Source organism: Cognatishimia sp. (assembly GCF_964229375.1).
Lineage (GTDB): Bacteria > Pseudomonadota > Alphaproteobacteria > Rhodobacterales > Rhodobacteraceae > Cognatishimia.
Window position 1 is genome coordinate 1 of the sequence record NZ_CAXREH010000056.1, and the last position, 20,096, is coordinate 20,096.

Annotated in this window: 21 protein-coding genes; 10 read left to right on the forward strand and 11 right to left on the reverse strand. The window is 56.8% G+C overall.

From position 1 onward, the window contains the following. Both tuf and ACEQWH_RS04195 read right to left on the reverse strand, forming a co-directional pair. Nucleotides 1-914 (reverse strand): elongation factor Tu (tuf, locus tag ACEQWH_RS04190; protein ID WP_370228461.1); only part of this gene is annotated, 914 nt, incomplete at its 3' end. Nucleotides 915-1,066: 152 nt separating this feature from the next. Next, complete coding sequence (locus tag ACEQWH_RS04195; protein WP_370228462.1) at nt 1,067-1,645, reverse strand: hypothetical protein; 579 nt, start codon at nt 1,643-1,645, stop codon at nt 1,067-1,069. A gap of 139 nt (nt 1,646-1,784) precedes the next feature. Between ACEQWH_RS04195 and ACEQWH_RS04200 the strand changes: the two genes are divergently transcribed. Beyond that, nucleotides 1,785-3,146 (forward strand): cytochrome P450, encoded by a 1,362-nt coding sequence (locus ACEQWH_RS04200; RefSeq protein WP_370228463.1) that lies wholly within the window; start codon nt 1,785-1,787, stop codon nt 3,144-3,146. 35 nt (nt 3,147-3,181) lie between these two features. Here ACEQWH_RS04200 and ACEQWH_RS04205 read toward each other — a convergent pair whose 3' ends face one another. After that, nucleotides 3,182-5,491 carry a DNA topoisomerase IV subunit A gene (locus ACEQWH_RS04205; RefSeq protein ID WP_370228464.1) on the reverse strand — a complete coding sequence of 770 codons (2,310 nt, stop codon included), beginning with the start codon at nt 5,489-5,491 and terminating at the stop codon, nt 3,182-3,184. A gap of 193 nt (nt 5,492-5,684) precedes the next feature. Between ACEQWH_RS04205 and ACEQWH_RS04210 the strand changes: the two genes are divergently transcribed. The 6 genes from ACEQWH_RS04210 (at nt 5,685) to ACEQWH_RS04235 (ending at nt 9,835) form a co-directional block, all read left to right on the forward strand. Continuing rightward, the gene (locus ACEQWH_RS04210) at nt 5,685-6,224 is read left to right on the forward strand and encodes an SH3 domain-containing protein (RefSeq protein ID WP_370228465.1); all 540 of its coding nucleotides are present in this window, start codon (nt 5,685-5,687) and stop codon (nt 6,222-6,224) included. 55 nt (nt 6,225-6,279) lie between these two features. Continuing rightward, nucleotides 6,280-7,110: an SDR family NAD(P)-dependent oxidoreductase gene (locus ACEQWH_RS04215; protein ID WP_370228466.1), complete on the forward strand. Its 831-nt coding sequence runs from the start codon at nt 6,280-6,282 to the stop codon at nt 7,108-7,110. Nucleotides 7,111-7,180: 70 nt separating this feature from the next. Further along, entirely contained in the window at nt 7,181-7,384 is a 204-nt protein-coding gene (locus ACEQWH_RS04220) for a twin transmembrane helix small protein (RefSeq protein WP_370228467.1), read from the forward strand. Next, nucleotides 7,384-7,962 carry a cob(I)yrinic acid a,c-diamide adenosyltransferase gene (locus ACEQWH_RS04225; protein ID WP_370228468.1) on the forward strand — a complete coding sequence of 193 codons (579 nt, stop codon included), beginning with the start codon at nt 7,384-7,386 and terminating at the stop codon, nt 7,960-7,962. The genes ACEQWH_RS04220 and ACEQWH_RS04225 overlap by 1 nt, the downstream gene beginning before the upstream one ends. A gap of 185 nt (nt 7,963-8,147) precedes the next feature. Beyond that, nucleotides 8,148-8,906, forward strand: coding sequence for an electron transfer flavoprotein subunit beta/FixA family protein (locus ACEQWH_RS04230; protein WP_370228469.1), 759 nt, complete (start codon nt 8,148-8,150; stop codon nt 8,904-8,906). After that, nucleotides 8,906-9,835 carry an electron transfer flavoprotein subunit alpha/FixB family protein gene (locus ACEQWH_RS04235; RefSeq protein ID WP_370228470.1) on the forward strand — a complete coding sequence of 310 codons (930 nt, stop codon included), beginning with the start codon at nt 8,906-8,908 and terminating at the stop codon, nt 9,833-9,835. The genes ACEQWH_RS04230 and ACEQWH_RS04235 overlap by 1 nt, the downstream gene beginning before the upstream one ends. 34 nt (nt 9,836-9,869) lie before the next feature. On the opposite strand, the gene ACEQWH_RS04240 is transcribed toward ACEQWH_RS04235, so the two are convergent. Continuing rightward, a complete protein-coding gene (locus tag ACEQWH_RS04240) occupies nt 9,870-10,715 on the reverse strand; it encodes a DUF6473 family protein (protein WP_370228471.1) in 846 nt (281 codons plus the stop codon). A 155-nt stretch (nt 10,716-10,870) separates the two neighbouring features. Between ACEQWH_RS04240 and ACEQWH_RS04245 the strand changes: the two genes are divergently transcribed. Continuing rightward, nucleotides 10,871-11,746 carry a 3-hydroxybutyryl-CoA dehydrogenase gene (locus tag ACEQWH_RS04245; protein WP_370228472.1) on the forward strand — a complete coding sequence of 292 codons (876 nt, stop codon included), beginning with the start codon at nt 10,871-10,873 and terminating at the stop codon, nt 11,744-11,746. A gap of 53 nt (nt 11,747-11,799) precedes the next feature. Here ACEQWH_RS04245 and ACEQWH_RS04250 read toward each other — a convergent pair whose 3' ends face one another. Genes ACEQWH_RS04250 through ACEQWH_RS04280 form a run of 7 tightly spaced genes read right to left on the reverse strand, consistent with a single transcriptional unit; the run spans nt 11,800 to nt 17,181 of the window. After that, the gene (locus ACEQWH_RS04250; protein ID WP_370228473.1) at nt 11,800-12,675 is read right to left on the reverse strand and encodes a lysophospholipid acyltransferase family protein; all 876 of its coding nucleotides are present in this window, start codon (nt 12,673-12,675) and stop codon (nt 11,800-11,802) included. Between the two features lie 35 nt (nt 12,676-12,710). Further along, nucleotides 12,711-12,989: an HPr family phosphocarrier protein gene (locus tag ACEQWH_RS04255; protein ID WP_370228474.1), complete on the reverse strand. Its 279-nt coding sequence runs from the start codon at nt 12,987-12,989 to the stop codon at nt 12,711-12,713. A gap of 25 nt (nt 12,990-13,014) precedes the next feature. Beyond that, nucleotides 13,015-13,407 (reverse strand): PTS sugar transporter subunit IIA, encoded by a 393-nt coding sequence (locus ACEQWH_RS04260; RefSeq protein WP_370228475.1) that lies wholly within the window; start codon nt 13,405-13,407, stop codon nt 13,015-13,017. Between the two features lie 15 nt (nt 13,408-13,422). Next, nucleotides 13,423-14,319 carry an RNase adapter RapZ gene (rapZ, locus tag ACEQWH_RS04265; RefSeq protein ID WP_370228476.1) on the reverse strand — a complete coding sequence of 299 codons (897 nt, stop codon included), beginning with the start codon at nt 14,317-14,319 and terminating at the stop codon, nt 13,423-13,425. Further along, a complete protein-coding gene (locus ACEQWH_RS04270; protein WP_372521385.1) occupies nt 14,316-14,783 on the reverse strand; it encodes an HPr kinase/phosphorylase in 468 nt (155 codons plus the stop codon). The genes rapZ and ACEQWH_RS04270 overlap by 4 nt, the downstream gene beginning before the upstream one ends. 5 nt (nt 14,784-14,788) lie before the next feature. Next, nucleotides 14,789-16,477 (reverse strand): ATP-binding protein, encoded by a 1,689-nt coding sequence (locus tag ACEQWH_RS04275; RefSeq protein ID WP_370228478.1) that lies wholly within the window; start codon nt 16,475-16,477, stop codon nt 14,789-14,791. Next, nucleotides 16,477-17,181, reverse strand: coding sequence for a response regulator transcription factor (locus ACEQWH_RS04280; RefSeq protein WP_370228479.1), 705 nt, complete (start codon nt 17,179-17,181; stop codon nt 16,477-16,479). Before ACEQWH_RS04280 ends, ACEQWH_RS04275 begins: the two co-directional genes overlap by 1 nt. 347 nt (nt 17,182-17,528) lie before the next feature. Here ACEQWH_RS04280 and ACEQWH_RS04285 point away from each other — a divergent pair, with 347 nt between their 5' ends. Next, the gene (locus tag ACEQWH_RS04285) at nt 17,529-19,127 is read left to right on the forward strand and encodes a phosphoenolpyruvate carboxykinase (protein WP_370228480.1); all 1,599 of its coding nucleotides are present in this window, start codon (nt 17,529-17,531) and stop codon (nt 19,125-19,127) included. A gap of 150 nt (nt 19,128-19,277) precedes the next feature. Continuing rightward, the gene (locus ACEQWH_RS04290) at nt 19,278-20,057 is read left to right on the forward strand and encodes a 2OG-Fe(II) oxygenase (protein ID WP_370228481.1); all 780 of its coding nucleotides are present in this window, start codon (nt 19,278-19,280) and stop codon (nt 20,055-20,057) included. The last annotated feature ends 39 nt before the right edge of the window (nt 20,058-20,096 follow it).

A 20,096-nucleotide genomic window follows, 5' to 3' on the forward strand; every position in this document is an offset into this window, starting at 1 on the left:
TCTGCTTCGAACTTGGTGTGTGGGTTCACGGAACCTGGTTTACACAGAACCTGGCCACGCTCAACCGCTTCACGGTCAACACCACGCAGCAGCGCGCCGATGTTGTCGCCTGCTTCACCACGGTCCAGCAGCTTGCGGAACATTTCCACACCGGTGCAGGTGGTGGTTTTGGTGTCGCGGATACCAACGATTTCGATCGCGTCGCCGACGTTGATCACGCCACGCTCAACACGGCCGGTCACAACGGTACCACGACCAGAGATCGAGAACACGTCTTCAACAGGCATCAGGAACGGCTGGTCAACAGCACGGGCCGGTGTCGGGATGTACTCGTCAACAGCCGCCATCAGCTCAGCGATTTTCTCTTTGCCGATGTTGTCGTCGCGATCTTCCAGAGCCGCCAGAGCGGAGCCTGCGATCACAGGAATGTCGTCGCCTGGGAATTCGTACTCAGACAGCAGCTCGCGGATTTCCATCTCAACGAGTTCCAGCAGCTCTTCGTCGTCAACCTGGTCAACTTTGTTCATGAAGACAACCATTGCAGGGATGCCAACCTGGCGGCCCAGCAGGATGTGCTCACGAGTCTGAGGCATTGGGCCGTCAGCTGCGTTCACAACCAGGATCGCGCCGTCCATCTGCGCCGCACCGGTGATCATGTTCTTAACATAGTCAGCGTGGCCTGGGCAGTCGACGTGTGCGTAGTGACGTGCGTCGGTTTCATACTCAACGTGTGCAGTCGAGATGGTGATACCGCGGGCTTTTTCTTCTGGTGCGCCGTCGATCTCGTCGTACGCTTTGAAGTCACCGAAGTGCTTGGTGATCGCAGCTGTCAGAGTGGTTTTACCGTGGTCAACGTGGCCGATGGTGCCGATGTTGCAGTGCGGTTTGGAACGTTCAAACTTTTCCTTTGCCATAATAGAGGCGCCTTCTGTGTTTGGGGGCCTCTGAAATGGCCCAATTACTCTTCGGGCGCGATGTATTGGGTTCAGGAAGAAAAATCAAGCGCCAGTTTCGAGACGCTTGAATGCACTTGTTTTAAGGGCTTTTGACCAAGCCGCCCCGCGACTCAGTTTGCCGCATCAAGCGGCCAGCAGGCCTCGAGTTCTTTTTCCGTCGCCTCATCCGTCATGCAGACAGCATTTTCGGCCAGATACGCCTCGATTTTGCGGGCTGTATTGGCCGCAAGCGTTGCAATTTGCTGCTCGCGAGTGCGCGTATAACCGGTGCCGATGATGGCCCCGTCACCAAAGTTCTCAAAAACCAGAATCTGTTTGGGTTCTTTGGTGAATTTCTCGCCCGCGCGGTCATCCCATACAGAAACCGTCACGACAAAGGCGCTTTTGGGAGTGTAAACCAGCGGAATACCACGTCGGCCCAAGGCATATCCGCCGATGTTGATTCCCAGATGCACCAGACGGTCGCCATCATATTTGCCAAGGCGGTTGTCGACGGCGGCCTGAACCGCGGCAATCAGCTCTTCGGGTTCGGCGTTGCGAGAGGTTGGGCCCTTTTGCAAATCAGGGGCCACGACCACATTGTGACCCAGCACAAAGTCACCAAGATCCAGACGTTCGGCCGTTTCTTCCGGCTGAGAACATGCAGCGACCAAGCCTACCAAAGCCGCAAGGGCAATCCAGCGTTTCATGTTTTTTCCCCGTTGTTTGGCTATGTGACTTAGCCCATTGGCCGGTTTTCGACAATTCACAGGGTTAATTAGGCGATGTTTCGCTGTCAAAGCGCATTTTTCGCCATAGATTGTTTCTCAACCAAAGGAGAGTTCCCGCATGCAGTCGCCTGATCCCAGCATGGAAAAACGGCCAGTCCATATCAATCTGGTGCGCGAACCTATGGGGATTTTCGCCACGCTTCAGGCGGCGCGTCGCAACGTACTCAGCATCCTGCCCTGGCTGGCGGTGAAACAGCCGATGGTCTCGGGACAGACGGGAATCCGCTGGCATATGGTGATGGATCCCGGCGCCATCCGGCGGATGCTGCTGGAAAAGGTCGATGACTATCCAAAGTCCAATACGATCAAATCTATCCTGCGCCCAGCGATTGGCGAGAGCCTGTTCATCGCCGAGGGCGCGCATTGGCGCTGGCAAAGGCGGGCTGCGGCTCCGGTGTTTTCGCACCGCAATATGATGAATCTGGCCCCGATCATGACGCGGGCGGCCGAGTCCGCTTGCACGCGTATCGCCGCACAGAAATCCCATGCGGTGAACCTTTATGCCGAAATGGTGCGCACCACATTTGACGTCACCGCAGATGTGACGTTCTCCGGCCAAGGCAACATGGAATCCCAGAATGTAAACCGCGCGATCGACGCCTATATCGCCGAGACCGGCAAGGTGTCTTTGTTTGACGTTCTGGGGCTGCCGGATTGGATCCCGCGCCCGGGGCGCATGATGTCAGGTGCGGCCCTGCGCGAGATGAAACAGATTGCCTCGCAATCCATCGAGGCAAGGCAACAGGCCGGACAGGGCGACATCCCCGATCTGCTCGACCTTTTGCTTGCGGGCGAAGACCCCGAGACAAAGCGGTCGATGAACACATCCGAACTCAGGGACAACTTGCTGACGTTCATCGTGGCCGGGCACGAGACCACGGCTCTTGCGCTAAGCTGGGCCTTGTATCTGTGCGCCTTTGACCAAGAGGTTCAGGAACGCGCGCGCGCTGAGGCACAGTCGGTTCTGAACGGCGCGGCGGTGGGTGATGACGTGTCAAAACTGCCGTTCATTCGCGCGATCATCGACGAGACCCTGCGCCTTTATCCGCCGGCGGCTATTGTCAGCCGAACCGCTCAGGCGGCCGACACGCTCTGCGGGCGTCAGATCCTGCCAGGCGATACGGTTATGATCCCTATCTATGCCCTACATCGACATGAAGCACTTTGGGAGGATCCCGATGCCTTCAATCCAGACCGGTTTTTAGGCTCAAAACCAGACCGTTACGCCTATCTTCCCTTCGGGGACGGACCACGCATCTGTATCGGCGCAAGCTTTGCTTTGCAAGAAGCGGTCCTGGTTCTGGCGACGCTGTTGACGCGCTTCAGGTTCACGCCGGTCGCTGGCAAAGACCCCGATCCGGTGATGATCCTAACCCTCAGACCAGAGGGCGGCGTTTGGCTGAATGTCGAAGAGCTTTAGCCTTGTGACGGGTTAAGCCCCGTCACAAGAAACGATCAGTTAAACTTGTTGTCCCGTGGGAAACCGCGCGGTGCCATACGCCCGGTGCCCGCGCGTTTGCCTGTCCACTCGGCCAGATCGACTTCGGAACGGGTGCGGCCTGCAGGGTCTTTCCAGCTTAGGCCTTCGGCGCGCGTGAAAGTGGCCGCGTCAGACAATCCGCCGTCTTTGTATTTCTGCAGCCGCACGCCCTTGCCGCGCGCCATTACGGGCAGCTCGTCTAGGTCAAACACCAGCACTTTCCGGTTTTCGCCCACACATGCCACAGCGTCGCCTACAACAGGTTTACACACCAATGCCTGCGACGGAGCGCGCACGTTCAGGACTTGTTTGCCAGTTCGGGTCTGCGCCAGAATTTCGTTTTCCTCGACAACAAATCCGTCGCCCGCAGTGGACGCGACCAGCAGTTTTCGATCGGGTACATGCGTGAAAATGTCAACGATATCAGCCTCGTTAGGCAGATCGACCATCAGACGCAAAGGCTCGCCCATCCCGCGACCGCCGGGCAGATTTGCTGCCGATACGGTATAGAAACGTCCGTTTGTGCCAAAGACCAAAAGACGGTCTGTGGTTTCCGCGTGGAAGATGAACTTGGGCCCGTCGCCATCTTTGAACTTCAGCTCGCGCGTCAGATCGATGTGACCCGACATCGCGCGGATCCAGCCCATTTGCGAGCAGACAACGGTGATCGGTTCCTTGTCGATCATGGCCTCGATCGGCACATCTTCAAAGTCGCCAGCCTCGGCAAAGGTGGTACGGCGCGTGCCGCCCTCAAAATCCTTGCCGAACTTTTTCTTTGTTTCGCGCAGCTGATCGGTGATCCGGCCCCATTGCAGATCTTCGCTGGCCAACAAATCCTCAAGACCCGCGCGCTCTTCCATCAAGGCGTCGCGTTCTTTGACCAGTTCGATTTCCTCAAGCCGACGCAAGCTGCGCAGCCGCATGTTCAGGATCGCTTCGGCCTGCACTTCAGTCAGTTCGCCCTCGCCTTTGGAGGGCAGAGGCGAGACATAATCGTCTTCGGACATGGCGCGCGCAAAAGTGCCGCCCCAGGCCTGCGCTATCAGAGCCTCTTTCGGGCTGTCGTCATAGCGGATGATGTCGATCACGCGGTCCAGATTCAGGAAGGCAATGATGAAGCCTTCGAGCACCTCAAGACGATGATCGATCTTTTCCATACGGTGCTTGGAGCGACGCCCAAGAACTTCGCGGCGGTGATCCAAGAAGGCCCGCAGGACCTCTTTCATGGAGCAGACTTTGGGCGTCACACCGTCGATCAACACGTTCATATTCAGGCTGAAGCGCACTTCCAGATCGCTGTGCTTGAACATCGTGCCCATCAGAATGTCTGGTTCTACGTTCTTGGATTTGGGCTCTAGAATGACACGGATATCATCGGCGGATTCATCACGAATATCCGCCAGAATCGGAACCTTTTTGGATTGGATCAGCTCTGCGATCTTTTCGATCAGTTTGGATTTCTGAACCTGATAGGGAATTTCCGTAACAACAATCTGCCACTGACCACGGCCAAGATCTTCGACCTCCCATTTACAACGAAGGCGGAACGACCCACGCCCGGTGGAATAGGCGCTCGCGATGCTTTCTTTGGGCTCGACAATCACACCGCCGGTCGGGAAATCTGGTCCCGGCACATAGTTCAGCAAGGTGTCGTCGCGGGCATCCGGCGTCTTGATCAAGTGGATACAGGCATCCACCAGCTCGGCGATATTATGCGGTGGAATATTCGTGGCCATGCCCACCGCAATACCCGCTGCGCCATTCGCCAGCAGACTTGGGAATTCCGCAGGCAGCACAACCGGCTCGGTCAGACGTCCATCATAATTGTCGCGAAAATCAACGGCGTTCTCGTCCAGCCCCTGCAACATGGCTTCGGCGACAAAGGTCATGCGCGCTTCTGTATAACGCGAGGCCGCCGGGTTATCGCCATCGATGTTGCCGAAGTTCCCCTGCCCGTCGACCAACGGGTAACGCACGGCAAAATCTTGCGCCAAACGCGCCATTGCATCATAGATCGCGGCATCCCCATGCGGGTGGAAATCCCCCATGGTATCGCCGGAAATTTTCGCCGATTTCAGAAACTTGCCGTTTGAGGCCAGCTTCAAGCGGTTCATCGCATACAAGATGCGGCGGTGAACTGGTTTCAAACCGTCCCGCGCATCCGGCAAAGCACGGTGCATAATCGTGCTCAGCGCATAGGTCAGATAACGGTCGCCGATGGCCCGGTGTAGCGGTTCTGCAACTTCGTAGGATTCGAATTCGTCGTCGTCTAGGATTTCACTCATAGCACCGTGATATAGTGGAGATGGAATCGCGACAAGCGAGCTGTGGTCAACATAGCCCTTTTTTCTGCCTCTGGCGGAAAACGTCTGAAAGAACGGTCGCTCGCATCGGGGAATGCCCCGGGGACAATGCGCTGTATTCTCGAGCAGTCAGGAAAGCCAATTGGTGGGGGCTGAACTGCGTGGAGTAACGAGCGTGAGCCGTTTCATTTTTTTAAGTTTCGCCTTTCTTGGGTGGGCATTTTATGAAGTTAGTGGTGGTCCAGATTTTCAGCCACGTATCTCCGCAGCGATTGCGGCGACAGAGATCTCGCGCCCAAGCACAGCTGTTTCCAAAAACCTAGACGCGCCTGAAACCGCAGCGGTTTTGCAAGAAACCTCAGCGACGCAGGAAACCGGCCTTATCGTGACGAGCATGATCGTGGCCGATACCGCCACACCGGGTCAGGGCATCACCAGTTACAGCATGTCCAGCACGTTGGGCCGCAACGCGCCCAAACTGATGTTCAGCCTCTCGGCGACAGGCCCATCGCCGGATATCCGCCGGATCACTGCCGACAAGGTCAACCTGCGCACGGGCCCGGGCACGGATTTCGTGGTGGTCGACAACCTCTCGCTGGACACACGCGTGAAACTTCTGGACGGGTCCGTACGTGGCTGGGTCAAACTTCGGTCCCTTGATTCAGGACGGGTGGGTTGGATTCAACGCCGCTTCCTAACAGCGCTCGCCAGCTAGTCATTGCGCCACGGTCTGCTTGCTTGCATAAATCGCTGAGCAGGCGGAGGACAACATGGCACAAAAATCGATCCTGATCACAGGATGCTCTTCTGGTATCGGAGCAGACGCAGCACGGGGCATGCGCGACGCAGGCTGGCGCGTGTTTGCCAGCTGTCGCAAACCAGAAGACTGCGCGGCCCTGATGGCCGAAGGATTTGAAAGCCCCCTGATTGACTATGAAGACGAGGCCACGATCACCGCTGGTCTGGCCGAAGTGCTGGCGGCCACGGGTGGCACGCTGGATGCCCTGTTCAACAACGGGGCTTACGCGGTTCCCGGCGCGGTCGAGGATCTGCCTTCAGGCGCGTTGCGGGCCATTTATCAGGCCAATGTGATCGGCTGGCACGAGCTGACACGGCAGGTCATCCCGGTGATGCGCGCGCAGGGACATGGGCGGATCGTCAACAACTCTTCCGTTCTCGGACTGGTCGCGGCGCGCTGGCGTGGGGCCTATGTGTCATCGAAATTTGCATTGGAAGGCCTGACCGATGTCCTGCGGCTCGAGATGGCAGACACGCCCATCCACTTTATCCTGATCGAACCGGGGCCGGTGACATCGAAGATCCGGGTAAATTCGATTCCGCATTTTGAGAAATGGATCAACTGGGAAGGATCGGCCCGCGCAGAACACTATCGGCGCGGATTGCTGAAACGGCTTTATGAGGATCGCGGGAAGGATGCCTTTGAACTGCCTGCCTCTGCGGTCACAGCCAAGCTTTTGAAGGCCGTCACCGCGCAAAAGCCAAAGCCGCGCTATTATGTAACGACACCGACCTACTTTATGGGGTTCTTGCGGCGTATTCTGCCCACCCGCATGCTGGACAGTATCATCCGTAAGGTGTGACACAGAAACCCCTCGAAAATTATGTGCTAAAGTCTAAGTAAGGGACAAACGCCCCAGAAGGAGCGCAGTAATGCTGCAAGACCCCCTATTTATTATCGCTGCAATCGCGTGCTTTGCGGTGCTGATCGTTCTGATGATCGGCGTCGGAGGCTTTGCCCGTGGCGGAGACTTCAACCGCAAATATGCCAATAAACTTATGCGACTTCGGATCGCGGCGCAGTTTGTCGCCGTTCTGCTGATCCTTGTATTCGTCGCCTTCAGCGGAGGCCGGTAATGGTTGTTCTAAGCAAAATTTACACGCGGACAGGCGATAAAGGCACCACCGCTTTGGGCAATGGGGACCGCGTTGCCAAACACGACCCGCGGGTCTCGGCCTATGGCACCAGCGACGAGCTGAACGCCCATGTTGGCGTCGCGCGCCTGCATGCCGAAGGTGAAATGGACAAGCGTCTGTCGCTGATCCAGAATGACCTCTTTGATCTGGGAGCGGACCTGTGCAGACCAGATATGGCCAAAGACGCCGATGCGGAATACCCGCCGCTTCGGATGATCGAAACGCAGGTGAAACGGCTTGAGGCGGAAATCGACGAGATGAACGCCGATCTAGAAACGCTGCGCAGCTTTATTCTGCCCGGAGGCTCTGCCTTGGCGGCCTATCTGCATGTGTGCCGGACGGTGGCACGCCGCGCAGAACGTCTTGCGACCGAACTGGCGTTGGAAAGTGACGTAAACGCGCATGCGGTGACATATCTCAACCGCCTGTCAGATTGGTTCTTCGTTGCCTCCAGAGTCGCAAACAACAACGGCCAAGACGACGTTCTGTGGGTTCCCGGCGCAACGCGCGAAAGCTAACCAAAGGTTAATTTCCGCTAGGAAAATATTGCTCTTTGGCACCCGGTATTCGATGAACGCGACGTTCCGAGATACAAACGTGACGATTTTGCACTGTTTTGATGTGCAGCCATTGAGTAAAACCGCCAAGAATGTCTTTTAAGCGAGTCTTTTTTGAACTCGTTAACCTAAGGAGTAAATCGCCCATGAAGGTCCTCGTACCTGTCAAGCGCGTGATCGACTACAACGTGAAAGTTCGTGTAAAAGCGGACGGCAGCGGCGTTGATCTCGCCAACGTAAAGATGTCGATGAACCCATTCGACGAGATTGCCGTCGAAGAGGCGATCCGCCTGAAAGAAGCGGGCAAAGCAGATGAAGTCGTGGCTGTGTCCATCGGCGTCAAGCAGGCTCAGGAAACCCTGCGCACAGCGCTCGCCATGGGCGCAGACCGCGCGATCCTGGTTGTTGCAGCAGACGACGTGCACACCGACATCGAGCCACTGTCCGTGGCAAAGATCCTCGCGAAAGTTGTCGAAGAAGAGCTGCCTGGTCTGGTCATCGCCGGCAAGCAAGCCATCGACAACGACATGAACGCAACCGGCCAGATGCTGTCTGCTCTGCTGGGCTGGTCCCAAGCGACCTTTGCGTCTGAACTGGACATCGACGGCGACACCGCGAAAGTCACCCGCGAAATCGACGGCGGCCTGCAGACCATCTCTGTGAAAATGCCAGCGATCGTGACCGCAGACCTGCGTCTGAACGAGCCACGCTATGCGTCTCTGCCAAACATCATGAAGGCCAAGAAAAAGCCTTTGGATGAAAAGACCGCAGCGGATTACGGCGTTGACGTCTCACCACGTCTGGAAGTCGTTAAGACCTCTGAGCCAGAAGCACGCTCTGCAGGTATCATCGTTGGCTCGGTTGACGAGCTGGTAGAGAAACTCAAAGAGGCGGGAGCTGTATAATGGCTGTTCTTGTACTTGCTGAAATCGCAGGCGGCGAACTGGCCGTTGACGCAACCGCGAAAGCAGTTGAAGCGGCGAAATCCCTTGGCGACGTGACCGTTCTGTGCGCAGGCGCATCCTGCGGTGGGGCCGCTGAAGAAGCTGGCAAAATCGCTGGTGTTGCGAAAGTTCTCTGCGCGGACGATGCCTCTTACGGCAACGGTCTGGCGGAACCAATCGCGGCGCTGATCGTATCTATCGCTGGCGACTATGCCCACATCGTAGCCCCTGCAACCGCATCCGCGAAAAACATCCTGCCACGCGTTGCGGCGCTGCTGGACGTTATGGTGATCTCTGACGTGACTGCGGTTGTTGACGCAGACACCTTCGAGCGTCCGATCTATGCGGGCAACGCGATCCAGACTGTCAAATCCTCTGATGCGACTAAAGTTCTGACCGTGCGGACAGCGTCCTTTGAGGCAGCCGCAGACGGTGGCTCTGCCGGTGTTGAAGCACTGGCTGCGGCCGAGAACCCAGGTCTGTCAGAGTGGGTTGAGGACAAGGTTGCGGAAAGCGATCGTCCAGAACTGACATCTGCTGGCGTGGTTGTATCCGGTGGTCGTGGTGTTGGCTCTGAAGAAGACTTCGCCATCATCGAAGCCCTGGCGGACAAGCTGGGCGCAGCGGTTGGCGCGTCCCGTGCGGCGGTTGACTCTGGCTATGCGCCAAACGACTGGCAGGTTGGTCAGACCGGTAAGGTTGTGGCTCCTGAGCTTTACGTCGCTGTCGGCATCTCTGGCGCGATCCAGCACCTTGCAGGCATGAAAGACTCTAAGGTCATCGTTGCGATCAACAAAGACGAAGAAGCACCGATCTTCCAGGTGGCTGACTTCGGTCTGGTTGCAGACCTCTTTGCAGCAGTTCCAGAGCTGACCGAGAAACTCGGCTAAGCGATCTGCACATGCGAATGTGAAACGGGCCCCCTTAGTGGGGCCTGTTTTTTTTGCCAATCACCTGTCGCAGCACAGGCATCAGGGCATCCGCTACCTCGGTATGGGCCATAGGGCCGAAGACGTGCTGCGCGGCGGACCATTCCATTGGGCTAAAGTGCTTGCCCGCGCTGCCTTGGTCGATGGCGTTTTGCGTCACCCGCACCTGAACGATGCCATCCACATGATCGCGCAAACGATCAATCATGCCTTTGTCGACAAACCACGGGTCTTTGCCCGGCAACAACTGCGCCTCTGTGGGGGGGCAATGGTCAGAGAACCAAAGCAGCACTTTTTTCCCCGGTAAGGCCGCCAGCAGCTGCATCATCCGCGAGCCCCACGCCATGCGCAATTCGGCGGTGACGAACGAGAAACGATCACCGGCCCGCGCGGCAACGTCCTGAAGCATGTGTCGGGTGAAGTTATATTCGGTGAAATCCACCTCGCGGAACACCGATTTCATCATGGAAGAAGCCGTCAAAAACCGGTCGTTGCGACGTGGGTGCACACGGTAAAGCCGGTTGGACATATTCTGCGCGCCCATCAGCTGGATCACCGTCACTTCGGCTTTGGCGGCCAGCGCCAAAACCTCGGCCTCATGGACAAAGGCATCAACGCCTGCGTTCATATAGCCAAGGTTCACGCAAGTTGTGCCCAAGGCCTGCTCGACCAAATCGGGAAACGGCCGTTTGATGAATTTCCCATAGGTTTCCGACCCGCCCAAGAAGGCAACATAACGCCCGCTTAGATCCTTTTTCGGCCCACGAAACGATATGCGCGACGCGCCATAGCGGACCGGATCATAGTCAAGCGACCTGTGCACAGAATGATGAAATGACATAGAACCCCCAATTCAAACCCCATCCATCACTCTGAGTGATTCCACTTAGCAATTTGCTAAGGGAACAATTCGACTCGGTTTTTTGCGATCAGCGCCCCTTGCAGCCCGCTCGCCCCTATGCGTAAAGTCGCGCGACAGGCGAAGGGATATCCAAAATGAGTGTGACTTCAGTCGGCATCGTTGGGGCAGGTCAAATGGGCAACGGGATTGCCCATGTGATGGCGCTGGCCGGATATGACGTAGTGTTAAACGATATCTCAGAAGACGCGCTGCAAGCCGCCCTTGCGCGCATCGACAAGAACATGGCGCGTCAGGTGAGCCGTGATCTGATCACCGAGGACGCCAAACAAGTTGCGATTGGACGTATCAAGGCCTCTCAGGACGTGGCCGAGATCGGGCAGACAGATCTGGTCATCGAAGCGGCCACCGAAAACGAAGACGTCAAATACAAGATCTTTGACGGGCTGATCCCACATCTGAAGCCCGACACGATCCTGACCTCAAATACGTCATCCATTTCGATCACCCGCCTTGCCAGCCGCACGGATCGTCCCGAAAAGTTCATGGGCTTCCACTTTATGAACCCAGTGCCGCTTATGAAGCTGGTCGAGCTGATCCGCGGCATCGCCACAGATGATGCGACCTATCAAACCTGTCTGGGCATCGTCGATTCCCTGGATAAAACCGCCGCCTCGGCCGAAGATTTTCCGGCCTTCATCGTGAACCGCATCCTGATCCCGATGATCAACGAGGCCTGCTATACGTTGTATGAAGGCGTCGGCAACGTTGCCTCGATCGACGCGGCAATGAAACTGGGGGCGAACCACCCGATGGGCCCACTCGAGCTGGCGGACTTTATCGGCTTGGACACCTGCCTCGCGATTATGAACGTGTTGCACGACGGGCTTGCAGACACCAAATACCGCCCCTGCCCGCTGTTGACGAAATACGTAGAGGCTGGCTGGCTGGGACGCAAATCCAAGCGCGGGTTCTATGACTATCGCGGCGAAACGCCGGTTCCCACACGCTAACGAAAAAGCCGCCTCAAAGGGCGGCTTTCTGAATTGCGGGATTGCGTCTGTGTTTACTTGCCCAGCCCAAGCGTGTGGTCGCGCAGCCAGCTCATAAATCCACGTGGGTTGCTGTGCAGCGGTTCCATTTCTTCTTCCGTCAACACCGGCCCGATCACAGGACTTTGCGGCTTGTTGCAGGCCTTGACGATCTCGTGCAGCAACAGCCCCTGACGCAGGATCGCAGAAATCCTGTTCGCGACCTGATACCAACGGCTGTTCGCACCGGGAAAGAAAATCGGCACGACCTGTGCGCCTGACCGGCGGATCATCTGCGCGGTAAAGACGTTCCATTCGCGTTCGATCACTGGGCCGAAAGCGGTATCAGAAGACGACACGACGCCCGAGGGGAACAAAGCCACCACGCCGCCGTCTTTCAGATACGCCATCGCAGTGGCGCGCATTTCGACCATCTTGCGTTGCGCATCCGGGTCGTGCGGGAACGGAACCGGGATCATGAATGACGTCGCCGTCTCGTCCAAGCCTGTCAAAACAGAGCGCGTCAAAATGCGATAGTCTTCGCGCACCCGACCAATCAGTTCGGCCAAAATCATCCCATCCACCATACCGTGCGGGTGATTGGCCACAACGACGACCGGACCTTCTTTGGGAATATTCGCCAGCTGCTCAGCTGGAGTGGTCAGATCGATGCCCATGACATCCAGCGCACCTTTCCAGAACCGTTGTCCGCGATGGGCTCCGTTCTGGCGCTCAAAGCGGCGCACCATCCGCAAAATGGTCAGCTTACCCGTCAGCCACTCGATCACGCGAATGGCGGTCGAAGTCCATGGATCATCAAAAGAGTTCGCATAGGTCAGCGTACGTCGGTCGTAGACTTCGATGGTGTTGTCACCCGTCTCGACCTTTATCTCAGAAGTCTTGTCCAGCACGCTTTATCCCCACATAAGCTCAGCGCAGCGCCGCGCTAGAACCCTTCTCCGAATTTGTCCGCGACCAAAGCTTCGATCGCATCGGCCAGTGCAAGCGCGTCCGGCCCATTGGTTTCCACATCGATGGAAGTCCCCTTGGACGCGGCAAGCATCAGCAGCCCCATAATACTGTCACCGCCTGCACTCAACCCGTCTTTGCTGACTTCTGCCGTTGCGTCAAAGCCTTCGACGACATCAACCAGCTTTGCAGATGCGCGGGCATGCAGACCTTTTTCATTCAAGATCTTCAGTGTTCGAGAAGTCGTGTCCGCCATTCTGTCCCTTAAAGTCGCCGCTTTTTTAGCCGGCAGACATATTCTTGCAGTCAATATACTTGCGACCAGCAGCCAAAGCACGGTCCACAGCATCTGCCAAAGGCAACCGGCGAGATTTGGCCAGTTTGATCAGCATGGGCAGGTTGGCACCATAAAGGATGCGGCGGTTCTCAGGACGGCACGCCTGAAGGCTGAGATTGCTGGGCGAGCCCCCGAACATATCCGTGACCAGAACAACACCCTGCCCTTGGTCCACAGACTCGGCCGCTTCGCAGATCTCGGTCTGCTTTGCCGACCGATCATCCTCGGCCTGAATTGTGATTGCGCGGACGCCGGCCTGTTGGCCGACCACATGTTCGATCGCTGCGAGATATTCTCTCGCCAATCCCCCATGCGCCACGATGACTATACCAATCACGCTATTGCTTCTCCGCTATAGGCCGCTGGACTTGGAGTCGGGTGAGTGTGTCCGATCCAGTTCGCGATGTCTAATTGACACTTGCCAGTTATGCTCCGCAAGGGCCTGAGCCAGTTTTTCAGTCACAAAAACCGAGCGGTGTTGCCCCCCGGTACACCCGATGGCGATACACAGGTGTGCTTTGCCCTCTTTTTGGTAGGCAGGCAGCAGGAAAAGCGTAGTGTCAGTGAGCTTTTGAAAAAACGTATCAAAGCCTTCGTCTGTCGAAACATACTCGCCCACTGCTGAGTCGCGCCCGTTCAGACCACGCAGGGATTCATCCCAATAGGGATTCTTTAGAAACCGACAGTCATGCACAAGATCCGCGCCCTGCGGCAGCCCGCGCTTATAGCTAAAGCTGGTCAGCGTCACCGCCAACGGCATCTTGCCCTGCGCCGCATAGCGGCTTTCCAGGCGCTGACGCAGGTCGTGTACAGACAGCTCTGAGGTATCGATCAACGCATCTGCGCGGTCGCGCACCGGCGACAACAGATCGTTCTCGCGGTCAATCCCCACGATCGCCGTTTCCTGCGGAGCCATCGGATGGCGTCGCCGGGTCTCGCTGTAACGGCGCTGTAGAACCGTGCGCGCGCAATCCAGATACAGCAGTTCAGGCTCGTGATCTGACAGCTGATCCATCACATCCAACAGCGCCTGCGGCGAGAAATCACGGTTGCGGGTATCAAGGCACAAGGCCAGTGGTCGGGTCAGTTCTTGGCCTTCAACCAGCCGCGACACCCAGCGGATTGGCAGGTTGTCGATGGTTTCAAACCCGAGGTCTTCCAAAACCTTGACCGCAGACGACCGCCCCGCGCCCGAAGGCCCGGTAACCAAGACGACCCGTTGGGGCGTTTTCGTAAAGTTCTGCGTCAAGGATCACTCCGCCCAGCTTTCAGGAATTGAAAAATTGCATATGAAAAATGTGGATGCGGAACGCGATACAACAAGGGGACCGAAACACCAGATCGCGCAAACGTGTAAGAACTTGGGAAGCGATGGCGCTCTTCATGGTCCAGATCGACGGCCAACGCAAGAGGTGTTGGGCCCGCATAGTCCGCCTTCAACAACCCAACACCGCGGGCCTCGATAAGCCCGCGAATGGTTGTTGGTGCATCCACAACAAGATTGTCGCCCTGTTTGCTGACCAGCGTGCGGTCGTCGGACACCAACGTTGCACCAAGTGCCATCAATTCGAGCGCCAATGCAGATTTCCCCGAACCAGAGGCCCCCATAATAAGAACAGCGCTGCCCGCGAGGGCAACGCTGGATGCGTGAAGGATCATTTGGCCGTTGGCGTCGGCACCTGCAGGGGACGCAGACGTGTCAGGGCCCGGCATGAAATTCAGACAGGCAGACCGACAACAAACCGCGCGCCCAGAGGCTCTGACGTGATGTCAGCATCTGTTGGGCGAATATTCTCGGCCCAGATCACACCGCCATGCGCCTCGACGATCTGTTTGGAAATCGCCAGACCAAGGCCCGAGTTGTTGCCAAAGTCATCTGCTGGGCGTTGTGAATAGAACCGGTTAAAGATCTTGCCCAAGGCCTCTTCTGGGATGCCGGGGCCGGTGTCTTCGACCACCACCAGAACGCGGTTCTGACGTTGACGCGCCCAAACCCGAATGGCGTCGCCGTCCTCGCAAAAACTGATCGCATTGGTGATCAAGTTCACAAAGACCTGCGCCAGACGCGCTTCGAGGCCATTGATCTCGATCGGATCACGCGGAAGGTCAGAGATAAAGTCGATGCCTTTGCCTTTGGCATCTTCGCCCAGGTACTGGCCAAGATTGTCGATCATCTCAAGCAGGTTAAAGGCTTCTTCTTCCTCTTTCACCAACTCAGCGTCCAAACGCGATGCGTTGGAAATGTCGCTGACCAGCCGGTCCAGACGACGCACGTCGTGGTCAATCACGTTCAGCAGTTTTTCACGGTGATCGTCCCGCTTCACCATGCGCAGAGACCCTACTGCCGAGCGCAGGCTGGCGAGAGGGTTCTTGATTTCATGCGCAACATCCGCTGCAAACTGCTCGTTGCCGTCAATCCGTTCATACAGCGCGCCGACCATGCCGCGCAGCGCACCGCTGAGGCGGCCGATTTCGTCGGGGCGTGCTGTCAAATCAGGAATGCGCACGCGACCAGGATTGGCTTTGCGCGCATCTTTTTCGCCGCCGATTTCCGCAGCCGCCGCCAGATCGCTGATCGGATTGGAAATCGTCGAGGCCAGAACCATCGATAGACCGATGGACACAATCGTCGCGATCAAAAACATCTGCAACACCAGCTCGCGTTGCCCGCGAACGATCTGATCCACTTCGCCAACCGCGCTGGTCATAATCACTGTGCCCAGCAGCGTGCCGTTATGCTGCAAATCGGCCGCAGCCGCATAGATGCTTTCGCCGTTGTCGGCGGTCAGCGTGGCGAGCGGTTCGCCACTTGCCGCGAATTCAATGGCCAGTGCCTCAAGGTTCGAGGCCATAGCCGTATCTTCGTCGCCGCCCGCGACCTGAGACCAAACCCAAGCAATCGCATCGGTCAAAGGCGTCGCCGGCGCATCATCGCTTGCCACGCCTTCAGGGCCTTCTTTGGCCGCAATCAAATTGCCTGACGTGTCGACCACAAACACCTGAACGCCCGCGCGCAGGCTCATTTTATCGAGCGTCCCACCGACATCCACACCGTCTCCGGTCACAAGGTTTACCGGCGCGCCGGACGGCATCTGCACTTGCAAAGCACCGGAAATCAGATCCGCGCCGCTCGCCAGACTTGCCTTGCGTTCCTCAACAAAGTTACCGCGCGCCGAGTTCAGATACAGAACTCCGGCAAGCAGCATCACCAATGCAATCAGGTTAAACGTGATGATCTTGCGTGTCAGTGGGGAACGGCTCAACGGCAGAATGCGCCGGCGCTCTCGGCGACCGCGCATTTCTTTTTCCACCGTAGCTTCAGGGGCCACCCAGTCATCCCCGAGAACGACTTCCCCTTCGCGACCTTGCGACATGCGTCCCACGCTTATCTGTTCGGCAAGTGCCATTACTCTTCGTTATATCTATAGCCGATGCCATAGAGCGTCTCAATTGCCGAGAACTCTGAGTCCGCCATGCGCATCTTTTTGCGAAGCCGTTTGATATGGCTGTCGATCGTCCGGTCGTCGACATAGACCTGATCATCATAGGCCACGTCCATCAGCTGATCCCGCGATTTCACGAACCCCGGACGCTGCGCGAGCGCCTGAAGCAGCAGGAACTCAGTGACGGTCAATGTCACATCCTTGCCTTTCCAGGTCACCGCATGACGCAAAGGATCCATCGTCAGCTCACCGCGCTGAAGAACTTTGGTTTCTTCGGTTTCCGTAGCTGGCACGACACCGTTTTCGGCATCCTGACGGCGCAGAAGTGTGCGGATGCGCTCGACCAACAGACGCTGGCTAAACGGTTTTTTGACGTAGTCATCCGCCCCCATACGCAGGCCAAGCACTTCGTCAATCTCATCATCCTTAGACGTTAGGAAGATCACAGGCATGGTGGTTTTCTGGCGCAGGCGCTGCAGCAGATCCATGCCATCCATACGGGGCATCTTGATATCAAGCACCGCCATATCGGGCAATTTGCGATTAAAAGCATCCAGCGCTTGCTGGCCATCATTATACGTTTCGACCTCAAAGCCTTCTGCTTCAAGAGTCATGGATACGGACGTCAGGATATTCCTGTCGTCATCCACCAAGGCAATCTTGGACATCGGATTATTCCTTATACTGCTCTTTGTGCCTATTTTTTTCCGTATTATGGGCCTTTTTTGGCCAATCAATCAATCCCAAACCACGAATCACCCCGATGAGGGCTCAATTTTTTGGCAAAAGTGTTAATCTGGCGCTAATGGTTTCCGATGGTTTCCTAATGTTTCGAAGCGTTTGCGATAACATGACGCTGATTGCGCTAACGACCCGTTTGCGCCCTGTTCATATCCTAAAACGGCATGATAAGAGCGAGTTGCGCCGCCGTTTCAGGGTGCGTGCAACCGCGGCCAAAAGTATGCCGCATACCACTTTAATCCACCGCCAATTGCGCGGATACAGGAGCTGACAGATGACATTTGGACGGGTAAACCCGCAATTCCGCCTCGAGGATCAAGGTATCGAAGGTCTGGGGAATGTCTATTATAACTATCTAGAACCAGCCCTGATCGAATCCGCTCTGGCGCGCGATGAAGGCACTTTGGGCCAAGGCGGCGCGTTTCTGACGTCGACCGGCAAATTCACCGGACGCTCGCCGAAAGACAAATTTGTCGTAAAATCTGACTCTGTTGTCGACACCATCTGGTGGGAAAGCAATCCCCCGATGGAAGTGGCGGCCTTTGATACCCTATACGAGGACATGCAGGCCCATATGAAGGGCAAAGAGTATTTTGTGCAGGATCTGGTCGGTGGCGCGGACCCGCGTCATTCTATCAATGTGCGTATGGTGACGGAACTGGCGTGGCACGGGTTGTTCATCCGCACCATGCTGCGTCGTCCGGACCGCGAAGATCTGGATGATTTCACAGCCGATTTCACCGTCATCAACTGCCCAAGCTTCAAGGCCGATCCCGCAAAACACGGTTGTCGCTCGGAAACCGTGATTGCGCTGAACTTTGATCGCAAGCTGATCCTGATCTGCGGCACCGAATATGCCGGCGAGAACAAGAAATCGGTCTTCACACTGCTGAACTATCTGTTGCCCGAAAAAGGCATCATGCCGATGCACTGCTCGGCCAACCACGCCAAGAATAACCCTGTGGATGCGGCCGTTTTCTTTGGTCTGTCCGGCACCGGCAAAACCACCCTATCGGCTGATCCCGACCGCGTGTTGATTGGCGATGACGAACATGGCTGGTCCGATCAAGGCACCTTCAACTTCGAAGGCGGCTGCTATGCCAAGACGATCAACCTGTCGGCGGAAGCAGAACCGGAGATCTATGCCACCACCACGAAATTCGGCACCGTGATCGAAAACATGGTGTTTGATCCAGATACCAAAGAGCTGGACTTTAACGACGACAGCCTGTCGGCGAACACGCGCTGCGCGTACCCGCTGCACTATATTTCCAACGCGTCTGAAAGCGCGATGGGCGGGCATCCGAAAAACATCATCATGCTGACCTGCGACGCCTTTGGCGTCCTGCCTCCGATCGCGCGGCTGACACCGGCGCAGGCGATGTATCACTTCCTGTCAGGCTTCACCTCCAAAGTGGCCGGCACCGAGCGGGGCGTGACCGAGCCTGAGCCAACATTCTCGACCTGTTTTGGCGCGCCGTTCATGCCACGGCGCCCCGAAGTCTATGGCAACCTCTTGCGCGAAAAAATCGCCCGTCATGGCGCGACCTGCTGGTTGGTGAACACCGGCTGGACCGGAGGCGCCTACGGCACAGGTTCGCGTATGCCGATCCGCGCCACGCGCGCCCTTCTGACAGCGGCACTGGACGGCTCGCTGGCCGAAGCCGAGTTCCGCAAGGACGCCAACTTTGGTTTTGATGTTCCTGTGCAGGTGCCAGGGGTTGCAGAGCTGTTGCTGGACCCGCGCCGCACATGGGACGACAAAGACGCCTATGACGCACAGGCCGCGAAACTGGTGCAGATGTTCAGCGACAACTTCGAACAATATCTGCCCTTCATCGACAACGATGTGAAAGCGGCGGCGATCGGATAAACCCAATCACGCACATTGAAAATTAAGGCCGGGATCAACTGTGATCCCGGCCTTTTTTGTTCGCAAAAATTGGCGCAAGACGCGGGAATTTTGCGTGCAATCACACAGCCCTTGCGACAAGATGTGCGGCAGATCAACTAAAGGTGCGCCATGTCTTTGTCAGCAATCATCGATACGCAAAAATTCCCTCTTTCCAACCCAGAATTCCTGACCGAATGCCAAGCACAGCTGGATCAAAACGGCGTTCTGGTGCTTGCGGATTTCATCCTGCCCGACGCCCTTCAAACCCTGCAGGCCGAAGCCGAAAAGGGCCATGCCAACGCCTATTTCTGCGCCCAAAACCACTCTGTCTATCTGACCCCACCAAATGAGGCCTTCGACGCCAACCATCCGGCCAATCGGCAGGTAGTCTCCTCCAAGGGCTGCATCTGCGACGACGAGGTCGAGCAAGCCTCGCCCCTACGCGCCCTTTATGACGCGCCGGAGTTTCGCAGTTTTGTGAAACATGTCACCGGCGAGCGCGAACTGCACGCCTATGCGGATCCGCTGTCCTCTATCAACATTCACTACGCAGAACGCGGACAGGAATTGGGCTGGCATTTTGACAACTCCTCCTTCGCAATCACCCTGCTGATCCAGAAAGCCAAAGCAGGCAGCCGCTTTGAATACATCAAAGACCTGCGAGATGCGGATGCCGGAGAGATGAACTATGCGGGTGTTGCGGATCTGTTGGACGCCAAGACCACACCAGACGTCCTATCGATGGAGGCCGGCGCGCTGGTTTTGTTCCGTGGACGCAATTCCATCCACCGTGTTTCGCCAAATGAAAGCGACACAACGCGCATGCTGGCGGTTCTGGCCTATAACTCACAGCCCGGCGTCGAACTGTCGGAAAGCGCGCGCATGACATTCTACGGACGCCTCAGCTAGGCTTTCTCTTGCTTCAAATATCCCGGGGTCCGGGGCAGC